At 44.9% G+C, this 12,829-nt stretch carries 12 protein-coding genes; 1 reads left to right on the forward strand and 11 read right to left on the reverse strand.

Going from position 1 to position 12,829, the window contains the following annotated elements; all coding sequences use genetic code 11:
* Positions 1-35 precede the first annotated feature (35 nt).
* The 9 genes from AB5Z01_RS07840 to AB5Z01_RS07880 all read right to left on the reverse strand — a co-directional run bounded on the left by AB5Z01_RS07840 (position 36) and on the right by AB5Z01_RS07880 (position 9,765).
* Positions 36-884: a hypothetical protein gene (locus AB5Z01_RS07840; RefSeq protein ID WP_278649267.1), complete on the reverse strand. Its 849-nt coding sequence runs from the start codon at positions 882-884 to the stop codon at positions 36-38.
* 11 nt (positions 885-895) lie between these two features.
* Positions 896-1,516 (reverse strand): regulatory protein RecX, encoded by a 621-nt coding sequence (locus AB5Z01_RS07845; RefSeq protein ID WP_117863259.1) that lies wholly within the window; start codon positions 1,514-1,516, stop codon positions 896-898.
* Positions 1,517-1,519: 3 nt separating this feature from the next.
* Positions 1,520-2,770, reverse strand: coding sequence for a recombinase RecA (gene recA, locus AB5Z01_RS07850; RefSeq protein WP_287215409.1), 1,251 nt, complete (start codon positions 2,768-2,770; stop codon positions 1,520-1,522).
* A gap of 114 nt (positions 2,771-2,884) precedes the next feature.
* On the reverse strand, positions 2,885-3,706 hold the full coding sequence (gene prmC / locus AB5Z01_RS07855) for a peptide chain release factor N(5)-glutamine methyltransferase (RefSeq protein ID WP_287215411.1): 822 nt from the start codon (positions 3,704-3,706) through the stop codon (positions 2,885-2,887).
* On the reverse strand, positions 3,700-4,662 hold the full coding sequence (locus AB5Z01_RS07860; protein ID WP_265290924.1) for a DUF1385 domain-containing protein: 963 nt from the start codon (positions 4,660-4,662) through the stop codon (positions 3,700-3,702). Before AB5Z01_RS07860 ends, prmC begins: the two co-directional genes overlap by 7 nt.
* Before the next feature lie 29 nt (positions 4,663-4,691).
* Entirely contained in the window at positions 4,692-6,197 is a 1,506-nt protein-coding gene (locus AB5Z01_RS07865; RefSeq protein ID WP_117863256.1) for a HAMP domain-containing sensor histidine kinase, read from the reverse strand.
* 34 nt (positions 6,198-6,231) lie between these two features.
* Positions 6,232-6,936 (reverse strand): response regulator transcription factor, encoded by a 705-nt coding sequence (locus tag AB5Z01_RS07870; RefSeq protein WP_022287063.1) that lies wholly within the window; start codon positions 6,934-6,936, stop codon positions 6,232-6,234.
* A 21-nt stretch (positions 6,937-6,957) separates the two neighbouring features.
* The gene (locus tag AB5Z01_RS07875; protein WP_022287064.1) at positions 6,958-8,292 is read right to left on the reverse strand and encodes a hypothetical protein; all 1,335 of its coding nucleotides are present in this window, start codon (positions 8,290-8,292) and stop codon (positions 6,958-6,960) included.
* Positions 8,293-8,418: 126 nt separating this feature from the next.
* Positions 8,419-9,765: a citrate/2-methylcitrate synthase gene (locus tag AB5Z01_RS07880; RefSeq protein ID WP_287215413.1), complete on the reverse strand. Its 1,347-nt coding sequence runs from the start codon at positions 9,763-9,765 to the stop codon at positions 8,419-8,421.
* Between the two features lie 212 nt (positions 9,766-9,977).
* Between AB5Z01_RS07880 and spoIID the strand changes: the two genes are divergently transcribed.
* Positions 9,978-10,964 carry a stage II sporulation protein D gene (gene spoIID, locus AB5Z01_RS07885; RefSeq protein ID WP_287215416.1) on the forward strand — a complete coding sequence of 329 codons (987 nt, stop codon included), beginning with the start codon at positions 9,978-9,980 and terminating at the stop codon, positions 10,962-10,964.
* Here the strand turns inward: spoIID and AB5Z01_RS07890 are convergent.
* Positions 10,939-11,268: a cupin domain-containing protein gene (locus AB5Z01_RS07890; protein ID WP_195518051.1), complete on the reverse strand. Its 330-nt coding sequence runs from the start codon at positions 11,266-11,268 to the stop codon at positions 10,939-10,941. The genes spoIID and AB5Z01_RS07890 overlap by 26 nt on opposite strands.
* 124 nt (positions 11,269-11,392) lie before the next feature.
* Entirely contained in the window at positions 11,393-12,604 is a 1,212-nt protein-coding gene (locus AB5Z01_RS07895) for an NPXTG-anchored protein (protein ID WP_287215419.1), read from the reverse strand.
* Positions 12,605-12,829 lie beyond the last annotated feature (225 nt).

Consider the following 12,829-nt stretch of genomic DNA (forward strand, 5'->3'; position numbering starts at 1 on the left):
CCACGCCATTTATTTTGTCAAGCACTTTTGCGCCGTCAGTTTTTCTTCTCGGGGTAAGTAACAGTTATCTCTGACCCTGCTTCCTGCGACCAAACAACATAATCAAGCTTTCCTTCATCAATAAAAACAGTGAAATATGTATCCTTTAGCTCATCAGGAAGCTGTTTCTTTATCTTTTCTATGAACTTGTCCGTCTCTGTGGAAATGTAGTTCATGTACTCAAACTTGTAGCTCTTGTCTTTTGAAAGCTCCGTGACTGCCTTTTCTGCCGCCTCATATACCGCCTGAGCGTTAGCCTCTGCCTTTTCTGAGTTTTTGTCAGTTATAATTCCGTCTGCATATGCCTGCGCCTTTGAACCTGCAAAGCAAACTTTCCAATCATTGTCCTTGTCAAGCACCATAAGAATATACTGCGATGACGTGACCTCTCCCTCAGAGCTGTCATAAGCTATGGTCACATAAAGCTCCGCCGCCTTTGAATACTCCTCCGAGATGTTCACCTTGTCGATAAAGCCGCACTTATCCTTGTCAAAGCTATATCTTACTCCGCTTATCTGCTCGTCCTCACCGTATTCATTGTCGCCGCCCATGTTCTTTTTCATATATTCATAGTCAGCGGCATAATCGTCTGTCATAAGCTTTACCATTGATTGGTCAAACTCAGCGTTTGCGGCTTTAAGATACATTGCCGCAACGTCCTTTGCCTCTTCAAGCGGGTCAGCGGCTTCTTCGCTTTCCGTATCAGTTCCCTGCGTTGTCACAGCGTTCTCACTGTCCTGAACATTTTCCGCAGGCTGAGAGTTATCTGTGCCGTCAAAGCTAAGCGAACAGCCTGTCATGACCGCCGCACTCAGTATAGCCGCCGCAAAAATGATCTTTTTCATTCTTTGCTCCTTTATTCGTCGCCGTACTCCTGTTTTATGTCAGCAAGCACCTCTTTTATTATGTCGTATGAATACCCCAAACGCACAAGGGCGTTTTTTACCTTTATATCACCCTTTTCTCCGTCAAGATATCTGAGATACTTTCGCTCCACAAGCTCATACAGCCGCTCGTATGTACCCTCGCTGTATTCCTCCAGAGCTTCCTCTATTATAGGCTTCGTAAGCCCTTTCTGTCTCATCTGCTGATAAGCACGGTAATATCCGTATTTACGCACTTCCACATAAGTCCTCGCAAGCCCCTGAGCATACCGCCTGTCATTGACCGTCCCAAGCTCCAGCATCTTATCCATTACAGCGTCGCATATCTCCTCGCTGTAATTCTTTTCAAGCTTCTTGTAAAGCTCCACATAGGAATAGTCCCTGTAATCAAGGAGATACAAAGCTCTTTCCTTAGCCTTTCTGAACTCGTTGTCAAAAACTATCTTCTCCCAAGCAGACTCAGGCATATCAAGCCCTGCTCTCAGACCATAGGCAGACACTATCTCGTAGTTGAGAAAAGCCGTTTCGCCCTCCTCGAACTCTATCATGTATGTGCTGCCCTTGTATTTTGAAACGCCCGTTATTTTAAGCATTTATCAGTCACCAAGCTCGCTTATGTCAACAGGAGCGAACTCCTCGAAGTCCTCCTCAGGCTTTGCCACAACAGACTTGTCGCTTGCCGCCTTGCGTATCTTCTTCTCAGGCTTGTCAGCAGCCATATCCTCATTTGCACTCTGAGCCGCCGCACCTGCGTTAGCCTTTTCTTCAAGCTTCTTGGCCTTTTTATCTTTCTGCGCCGCAAGCACAAGCTCCTCCTGATGTTCCTTTATCTTGGCTTCTATCTCGCCCATGATGTCAGGATTGTTCAGCAGGAACTCCTTAGCGTTGTCACGTCCCTGACCAAGCTTCATATCGTTGTAGCTGAACCAAGCTCCGCCCTTCTTAACGATATCAAGGTCTACCGCCATGTCAAGCACCTCGCCCACACGGGAGATACCCTTGCCGTACATGATATCGAACTCGCACTCCTTGAACGGCGGTGCTACCTTGTTCTTTACCACCTTGCACTTTGTTCTGTTACCAATGACCTCAGAGCCGTTCTTTATCTGCTCTCCACGTCTGACCTCTATTCTTACAGAAGCGTAGAACTTCAAAGCACGTCCGCCTGGAGTAGTTTCAGGGTTTCCATACATAACACCTATCTTCTCACGGACCTGATTGATAAATATAGCCGTTGTATTGGACTTTGCGATAACAGATGTGAGCTTTCTCATAGCCTGAGACATAAGCCTTGCAAGCTGACCAACGTGAGTGTCGCCCATTTCGCCGTCTATCTCAGATTTTGTTACCATTGCCGCAACAGAGTCGATAACGATACAGTCGATAGCACCGGAACGTGCAAGAGCCTCGGCTATCTCCAAAGCCTGCTCACCGCTGTCAGGCTGAGAAACAAGCATATTGTCGATATCAACGCCAAGCTGACCTGCATAAACAGGGTCAAGAGCATGCTCAACGTCGATAAAAGCTACCTCTCCGCCCATTTTCTGCGTTTCTGCGATAACATGAAGTGCGACCGTTGTCTTACCTGATGACTCAGGTCCGTATATCTCAATAATTCTTCCTCTCGGCACTCCTCCAATACCAAGCGCCATATCAAGGGTCATTGAGCCTGTCGGTATAGCCTCGATATCCATAGCCTTAGCCTCGCCAAGCTTCATGATCGCACCCTTGCCGAACTGCTTTTCAATATATGCTATCGCTGTGTCAAGAGCCTTTTTCTTTTCCTCTGCGTCAGTTATTTTTACTACCGCCTTAACGGCATCTTTTTTCTTCTTGTCTATCGCCATTTTATATGACCTCCCTATCTTATCGGTGTTTTATCCGTATCTATATCATATCACACTAACTGTCCGTTTGTCTGTACAGTAACCGCAATTTATCTATCTGTACAAATTTTCGTACTATTTCTCATAAATGCCCGAAACACAGCGGTAAACACCGCACAAGTCTTTCCTGCATCTCACGTTCTTAAAGCCGTGCTGTATCATCAGCCGCATTACTTCGTCCTCCTGACCGATACCGATCTCAAAGAGCATAACACCGCCGCTTTTAAGCTTTTTCTTCCACTTGCGAACTATCTCACGATAGAAGTCCAAGCCGTCCTCACCACCGAAAAGAGCTTCCGCAGGCTCAAAAGTGACCTCACGCTGTAAAGCGTCCATGTCCTCTGTTGTGAGATAAGGGGGATTGCACACTATAAGGTCAGCCTCAGGCATATCCTCCACAAGCTTTTCGTCTGTAACGTCGCCCATGACTATCTCAGCCCCCGAGCCGTTCAAACTTATATTCTCACGGAGATACTCTGCCGCCTTTTCAGACTTCTCTACACACACTGCCCGACCGCAGTCAAGCTTCCTTTCAAGGGTGATACCAATGCACCCCGAGCCTGAACAAAGGTCTATAACAGTGATATCCTTCTTGCCTGCAAACATCTTCAAAGCCGTGTCAACAATAGTTTCCGTGTCCTGACGTGGTATCAGCACGCCCTCGCCCACCTTGAAAGGCAGACCATAAAACTCCCACTGTCCAAGGAGATACTGCAAAGGATAGCCTTCACAGCGACGTGTGACAATGTCGCTTATACGCTTTTCCTGCTCAGGAGTGATATCCTCCCCCCCAGCCACATCTTCAAACACCCATGTGACCTCGCAGACAGCGTTCTCACCAAGACCGCTTTCTTCAAGCAGTCCCACACATTTATCAAACAGTTTCTTTTTTACCATTTGTCATCTTCCTTATTTTCAGGTATACAAGCTTTCAGTGCCGCTATAGCACATTCTATCTGACTTTCATCAGGCTCGCTTGTAGTTATCCTCTGTATCCACAGACCCGGTGCAGAGATTATCTTAGTGAAAATATTGTCATATTTTCCCGCAAGCCTTATAAGCTCGTAAGCAATACCCGTAACGATAGGCAGAAGCGCTATCTTTATAACAACTCTCAGAAAAATGTTTGCCCATGATACTCTGAATATTGTGTTTACAAAAATGCTTATGAACAGCACAAGGAAAATAAAGCTCGTTCCGCAGCGAGGGTGAAAACGTGTGTATTTCTTCACATTCTCAACCGTCAGCTCTTCTTCATGCTCATAGCAAGCGATAGTCTTGTGTTCAGCACCGTGATATTCATATGTACGCCTTATATCCTTAGTAAGAGCAGTCAAAGCCGTGTAGCCTATGAATATAGCTATCTTCAGTATTCCCTCGATAAGATTCTTTCCAAAAGCCGACAGGTCAATGAACTTGCTTATGAATTTAGACACCAGCGACGGCAGATACATAAACAGCAATATCGCCAGACCCACACCCAGCACCATAGATATCGCCGTGATGATAGGACCGAGCTTGTCCCCAAGCTTATCGTCCAGCCACTGTTCAAACTTGGTCTGCTCCTCCTCATCTTCCTCCGTCATCTGCTTCTCAGCCGATCTTGTAAGGCACTTGTAGCCGTCTATAAGAGAAGTAAGAAAGCTGAAAATGCCTCTCACAAAAGGCGTTTTCCTGTACCAAGGCGTATCTTTTCCGCCTTTTATCGCCCACTCCTCCAGGTCTATGGTGCCATCAGGCAGTCGGCAAGCCATAGCCGCCTTGTCAATGCCACGCATCATAACGCCCTCGATAACAGCCTGTCCACCGATCTTTGACTTAAATTTTTCCTTGCTTTGTGCTTTACTGCTCATTTTCTTTCCTTTCAAGGCGGTGTGTGCGTCTACTGCACGTTGTCGTTGTTTTCGATAGGCTCAGAAGAAATAAGCTCCACGTCTACAGTTGCCTGATTGTCAGGCTTTTTCTTCTGCTCGATACAAGGGAGCGTTATCATCACTGTTGTACCTACTCCCTGCTCACTGTTTATCTCCAGCGTACCGCCATGCCGCTGAATGATCTCGTCTGCCACCGCAAGACCTATTCCCGAACCACGTCTTGTGTGGTTTGCCTTGAAGAATTTCGTCTTGACCTTTGGCAGGTCTTCCTTTGATATTCCCATGCCCGTATCGGAAATGGAAATACATACCTCATTGTCCTCCTCATAAGCCTCCACCGATACAGTGTCGCCCTTGTTGGAGTATTTGATAGCGTTGTCCACAATATTTATGAATACCTGACGAAGCCTGTTCTTGTCGCCGTAAACAAACGGCAGCATTTTCGGCTCGTAGTAATTGAGTGTTATACCAAGCGCCTTGGCTCTCTCCTGATAGATAAGCACAGTTTCCCCAAGCTCCGCAAGAATATCTATAGTATCCATAATAAGCGTGAGTCTGTTGTCCTGTATCCTCGAAAAGTCAAGAAGCTCCTCAACCATTTGCGAAAGCCTCTCCGTCTCACTTGTGATGACCCTCATACCCTTCTTGAAGGTTTCCTTGTCCTCATACATACTGGTAACAGTTTCCGTCCAGCCCCTTATAGCGGTAAGCGGAGTTCTCAGCTCATGAGATACAGAGGATATGAACTCGTTCTTCATCTGTTCTGTATTAGAAAGCTCCTGCGCCATGTAGTTGATAGAGTCGCAAAGTTCGCCAAGCTCGTCATTTCGTTTCTTTTCAAGACGTTCGCTGAAATCTCCCGTAGCATACCGCCTTGTTATGCTGTTTATGCTTCTTATAGGCAAAACAATAGATTTGATAAAAAACATTCCCGAGAAAAACATGAGCATTATGACAGCCACAACAATAGCCGTGATTATCATAGACATAATAAAAATCTGATGGTCGATATTTTTCATGGAAGACAACATTCTCAGTGCTTCATATTCGCTTCCCTTCGGGGATATGACCGACGTTATCGCCATGACCTTTTCCCCTGTTGACAGCTCATATATCTGTGTGCCTATTCCCGTGTCGGACTTCTTTGCGTCCTCATAATCGGTCATGTTGTCATTCTCCGAGGGAGAGAAGCCTGATGATGTAACATCGACCTCACCGTCGGTCTTGATAGCCATAAGCTCTATCTTGTCTTTCTCGTCATAGCTTTCCACAAGGGAGCGTATCTGAGAATTATAGTTAGTCTGCTCGTCACCTGAAGCGTTCACTACCGCCGTGGTGACTATCTTCATTTTAGATGTAAGATACTGCCTTGTGGAGCTGTAGTAATAATTCCTAACCACCACGATAAGCAGTATTTCAAGCACCACAAGTATTCCCACGACCACCCCGAGATTATTTCTCAGCCAGTGCTGTGTGATACTGAGTCTGCCGCTTTTTCTTTTTTTTCCGCTCAACTGATAAAAACTCCGTTCATCATGTTTTCACAGCTCAGTTAGAGCCGCCTGCCCACTTGTAGCCAAAGCCCCATATAGTAAGGATATACTTAGGATTAGAAGGCTCGTCCTCTATCTTCATTCTTATTCTTCTGATATTCACGTCCACTATCTTATCGTCGCCGTAATAGCTCTCGCCCCATATGTGATTGAGTATACTTGAACGGTCAAGTGCAGTATTCTGATTTTTGAAGAAATACTCCATTATCTGATACTCCACCTGTGTAAGGTCTATCTGCTCTCCGTTCTTGAAAACAGTTCTGCTCTTAAGATTAAGCGTAAATGGACCTGAAACTATCTGTGAAGCCTCCTCAGGCTTAGAGCCTGAACGATTTACACGCCTGCAAACAGCGTCAACTCTTGCAATAAGCTCAGAAATAGAGAACGGCTTTGTGATATAATCGTCAGCACCGCTCATAAGGCATGATATCTTATCCATTTCCTGTGATTTTGCCGAAAGCATGATAATGCCGATAGTGTTGCTTTTCTCTCTTATCTTCTTGCACACCTGCATTCCGTCGATACCTGGCATCATAATATCAAGCAGAGCAACGTCAAAGCCGCCGTCCTTTTCGTCATAGGCTTTGAGAGCGTCCTCACCGCAGTTTACGTCAACTACCTCGTAACCGCTTCTTACAAGGTTTATGACCACAAATTCTCTAATTGAATCTTCGTCCTCGCAAACCAAAACTCTTTTCATTACATTTACTCCTCTCCAAGATCAGTTTATTATGTAAAAATTATTCTGAATTTCGTCAATAGTCGGTATGAGCTTTTCACGCCTGTCAAGAGGAAGCTTCACAAAATAATCAAGCTGACCCTTGCTGTCGATAAGCTCATATCCGTCAGAGATATAATCCTCCGAATCATTCTTTGAAGACACAGCGATACGCATTATCTCCTCGTTGCTCTCGTTTATATCTCCCGTGTATTTATAGAAAACAAGCTCGTTTGTGTCGCTGTCCTTTTTCACCGTAACAGAACTGTTCCAGCGTTTTGGGAACGTTACAAAATATCCGTCAGATATGGCATAATAGCCTGTGTATTTTGTTTTCAGATCATAAAAATCCTCGTAAACGCTCCATGTAGTCATATAGAGCATTTCGTCTGCCACAGCGTTTTCATAACCCACCATAGGCGAAGTTGACGGTATCTCCACATCACCGTCGCCGTCCATGTCCTCACTGTAGTAGCCCGCTGGTCTTGTGCATAAAGGCAGCAGCTTTTCGCTTCTAAGCTGCATAGGATTTTGAAGTCCCGAATATCTGTAGTATATTATCTCCGTCTGCAATTTTCCGTCAGCAGTCAGTCCGTCAATAAAAATAGCACGCCTGCCGCTGTCAAGCATTCCCGTCTTTGATGACACATAAGAAGTCACATTATCGCACATATCAACGTTCTCGCCGCGGGTTATCTCATTGTTTTTCATGTTGAGCATAGAAGCCTTTGCCGTCACCGCACCTGTATCATTATTGGTGCTTCTCTGAATGGTGATAAGCTCTATATAACCATCATTGTTTATATCCAAAGGCTCCAGCACCGAATAAGTATCAAGCGCCACACGCTTGAAATCTCCGTCGGTATAGCTGTATATCTCCATGGTCTTTTCATCATTAGTAAGATTTTGATATCCCACAAAAACGTCCGTCTGGTTATTGCTTCCCATAGGCGAGATAATGACCTGATCTATGTCCGTGCCTGCGCCTGCAAGCTCTTTCACAGAATACCACTTGCCGTCCTCGTCCTTGTCAAGAATATTCACCCTCAAGCCGTCCTCCTCAGATCCGTTTGAAGTGTACTCATAGAAGACCATAGCCTCGTCCGTAGGCTCATCGTCGATATTTGCGATAACATAAGCCGAGCGGTATTCACCGTTTTTAGGATATTTCAGAGTTATATTACTGCCCACGCTCTCGATAAGCGCCTGATGTATCTCGCTTTGCTCAGAGGTAAGCTTCGGGGCGTTTATAAGTCCCTCAACAGAAAAATTCAGTGCCGAACAGCCTGTCATAGTAAGACAAGAAAGACAAACAGCAGCCAATTTAAGATTTTTCAAGCGATCCCTCCTGATACACCAAATAAAAAAATAGAACCGGGCATATACCCGATTCTATTATATCATATACGCAAAAATATTTCAAGCCTTTTTCCGCCCATTAGGAACAGGTAAAAATTATTTTGCTTATCTTTCGTCCAATGGGATATACTTCTTCTCACCTGAGATAGCCTTGTATGCAGGACGGATTATCCTCTTGCCTGTTACAAGCTCTTCAAATCTGTGTGCGCACCAGCCTGCCATTCTTGAAACAGCAAACATAGGCGTGTAAAGATCCTCAGGAATACCCAGCATACTGTAAACAAAGCCCGAGTACATATCAACGTTAGCGCACATCGCCTTGTCACTGCCCTTGATCTTCTTGAACAGCTCAGGAGTAAGTCTTTCCACCGCTTCAAGAAGCTTGTATTCTCTCTCAAACTCAGTGTTCTCAGCCATTTTCTTGGCATTTTCTCTGAGTATTACAGCTCTAGGGTCAGACAATGTGTAAACAGCGTGACCCATGCCATAAACAAGACCTGTGTGGTCAAAAGCTTCCTTGTTGAGTATCTTTGTAAGGAAATCAGCGATCTCGCCCTCGTCCTCCCAGTTCTGAACGTTGTCCTTTATACACTGGTGCATTGCCGCCACTTTCAGGTTAGCACCGCCATGACGTGGACCTTTCAGTGAACCGATAGCCGCAGAGTATGCAGAATAAGGATCCGTTCCGGAAGATGTAAGCACACGGCAGGCAAAAGTCGAGTTATTTCCTCCGCCATGCTCAGCGTGGAGCATAAGTAACAGATCAAGTATCTTAGCCTCTTCCTCAGTGAACTGTCTGTCCGGACGCAGTGCCGACAGTATCATCTCCGCAGTAGAATGTGTAGGTATCAGAGGGTGCATGAACAAGCTTTCACCGTCATAACAGCGTTTCTTTACCTGATAAGCCGAAACCATGATGTTAGGCAATTTAGAGATTATAGAGATAGCCGTAGCCATTTCATACTCAGGAGAACGGTTCTCAGGATTATCGTCATAAGAGTAAAGAGCCAGAATTGCTCTCGCCATTTTATTCATGATGTTCTTTGACGGAGCTTTAAGTATCATGTCCTCAAAGAAGTTGTCAGGGAGAGGTCTGTTTTCAGCCATCATTCCCTTGAACGCAGTAAGCTCCTCCCTGTTAGGCAGATCGCCCATAAGAAGAAGGTAAACTATCTCCTCATAACCAAAACGGTTCTCCTTCTGAGCGTTGGACACCAGATCATTGATGTTGTATCCACGGAAGATAAGCTGACCTTGAATAGGAGATTTCTCACCCTCGTTTACCACATATCCGTGTACGTTACAGATATTAGTAAGACCAGCCATAACACCTGTACCGTCAGAGTTTCTAAGTCCTCTTTTTACCACATATCTGTCATAAAGCTTAGGGTCAATAGTATTGTTTGCTATAAACTGTTCGCATAAAAGCAACCTTGCTGCATTATTTATCATTGAATAGATCATCTCACTTTCAAGTAGATTATAAATATAAGTTATATTATACACCTTTTTCAGATTTTTGTCAAGTATTAAGATAACCTGTCAAATTAAAACCGCATATCTCCGCCATTTGAAAATTTGCAGTACAAAAATTCACCCTGTATGAATATTTGCTCCACTGCATGAATATAATATAGTACCCCAAAAAAGAAAGGACAAACCATATGAAAGACCTGATACAGATAATGGCAGTATTTGCTGTTATCCTTATAATAATACCGACCATAGTATTTCTTCGCCCAAACGAGTCCGCATCGAAACCTGCATTTTCAGAAAAAGAAAAAATAGCCGTATATTTCACCGAAAGCGGCAAGACCGAAAACTTCACCCTTGAAGAATATATGATAGGCTCAGTGCTTGCACAAATGCCTGCGGACTTTGACGAAGAAGCCCTGAAAGCGCAAGCCGTCCTCGCCCATACCTACATATGCCGCCGACAGCTCTCCGAAGCCCAGTCGCCTACTCCCGCCTTAAAAGGCGCACTCATCAGCGATGACAGCACCCTCTACCAAAGCTTTTTTACCCTGAAAGCCGCCAAAGAATATTACGGCAACGACTATGAAAAGGCATACAAAAAGGTAAAGTCAGCCGTGAAGTCAGTGGAAAACGAAATCCTCACCTATGAAGACGAACCGATAATCGTCGCCTTTCACGCTGCTTCAAACGGTCATACCCAATCCGCCAAAAACGCATGGGGAGAGGATATCCCATATCTTCTGTCAGTAGACAGCTCCGCTGACAAAGACCTTGTCACCACAGAATGTACCCAGACACTCATCGCCAAGGAATTTCAAGACAAGCTTCTTGACCGCTTCCCCCATATTGATTTCACTCCCCTCGCCAATGCTGATAGTTGGCTCAAAACAAAAACAGACGGCATAGGCTATGTAACGAACCTGACCGTCTGTGGCTATGATATCCAGCCCAACACATTCTGCGATATCCTTGATATCTCCTCGCCATGTTTCGAGTTCACATTTGCCAACACAAAATTCACTTTCACCTCTCACGGCTTCGGACACCTCGTAGGAATGAGCCAGTACGGTGCAAACGCCATGGCAGAAAAAGGCTCAGACTACAAAGCCATTTTGACCCACTATTTCACAGATACAAAGCTGCAAAAAACTACTGAGCTGGCACAACTGCAATAAACACAAGGTCGCTGTCGCCGTCATTGATAAAGCTATGCTCATGACCTTCGGGGCAGTAATGGAAATCTCCTGCCGACAGTCTTTCCTCACCGCCGTCATAAAGCATTTTGCCGCTGCCCTCAAGAACATATATCATCTCGCAGTTGCCCTCATGTCTGTGCAGACCGATAGAAGCCCCCGGCACGAGCCTGCCTTTCATCATCTTGTTCTTTCCGTCAGAAAAAGCCCTGCTTGCAAAGCTTTTCTCGCCGCCCTTGAAATTCGGTGCAAGGCTCTCTTTAATATCATCAAAAACTATACGCATAAAAAACACCTCCGCAGTTTATAGATCAATTATACCACCACTTCGATAAAAAAGCAACAAAAAAAGACCCGTCCCGAAAGACAGGTCTTTAATTATTCTAAGTAAGAATTATCTGAATTACAGATTACTTTCTCTTCTTAGTAGCAACTACAGCAGCACCAGCAAGTGCAACACCTACAGCAGCAAGAGCAGCAGCGCCTGTGCTTGGGTTTGTGTTAGATGCGTTGTTAGCAGCCTTAGAAGATGTAGCAGCAGAGTTAGTCTTAGAGTCCGAAGAATCTGTGAGAATAACCTTTGACTCGTCAGAATCTGTTGACTCTGTAGAATCAGCTGTTGACTCAGAAGGAGCTGGAGCGTCCTTAAGTGTAAGAGCCTTTACGCTTGTAACCTTAGCTGCAAAAGGAATATCGTCATCTGTTGCAGCCTCGAATGCAGACTGAAGATCAAGGAAAAGATCGCCGTCTACTGTGAGTGGCTCGTCAAACTTGAGCAGGAATGTGTATGAGCCGTCAGCGTTAACTGTTACAGCCTCTGTTGAGCAACCCTTGTTAGCTGCGTTGCCCTCGCCCCAGTACTGAGGACCATTGTCTGAGAAGATAGCGAAGTTGATAGCGAAATCAACAGGATCTGTGATAGCATCAAATTCAGCTGTTACAGCAATAGCGTCAACGCCCTCGAAATCAGCAGGTGTGATGAGCTTGTCAACGTCTTCGCCCCAAGGATTGTTAACGTTAACTCTTACCTTACCAGTGTCAACCTTAGCCTTACCATTGCCTGCGAGTGTAACTTCTGTAGCATCATATGCGCTGAGGTCAACAGAGTTTCCACCTGGGTTTACGTCAGTGCCCTCGATCTCCTTGCCGTCCTTGTCGAGAAGAACGATCTTAGAGAAGTCGATGTCTCCGCCCCACCACTCGCTGAAAGCGATCTGAGCGTACTCACCCTCTGTATCTGAAACGTCAACGTCTGTCCAGAAAGGAGTCTTCTCAAGTCTTGTGATAGACTTTGTATTTGCATCATACTGAATGTCGTGTGTCTCACTTTCACCGCAACCATTGCACCACTGCTTCTGATTCCAGTTGTTGCTCTTAGAGCTGAAAATAAATCCGCCACCTGCGCCCTGCTCAACAACACCTGCTGCTGAATCAGAGAAGTAAGCTCTAACGCCATAAACGTCGCTGATCTTGATATTGTTTGCCTCAGTAAGAGTCTTAACATCATAGATCATATTTCCGTCCTTATCAGCACCTGTGATAGCTGCGGAAGCACCGATAGTCATCATTGAAGCTGCGAGAGCCATAGCTGACATACCAGCCAAAATCTTAGAGATTTTCATTTGTTTTTCCTCCATTTTTGTTAATAATTTTTTAGATACATATTGAGCGATATCTCCTCAACATACATCTTGCCTTTATTGTAACACACATTTACAAGTATTTCAATAAACGTTTTTCACAAATTAACCACATATCTTTAGCCATTTTTCACAAATCTGTATATTATTTTTGCTATATATAGCCAGATATGTTGCCATAGTATGCACAAGCATTCTACATAACGT

Source organism: Ruminococcus sp. RTP21359st1_H3_RTP21359_211015, assembly GCF_040909065.1.
Classification (GTDB): domain Bacteria; phylum Bacillota; class Clostridia; order Oscillospirales; family Ruminococcaceae; genus Hominimerdicola; species Hominimerdicola aceti.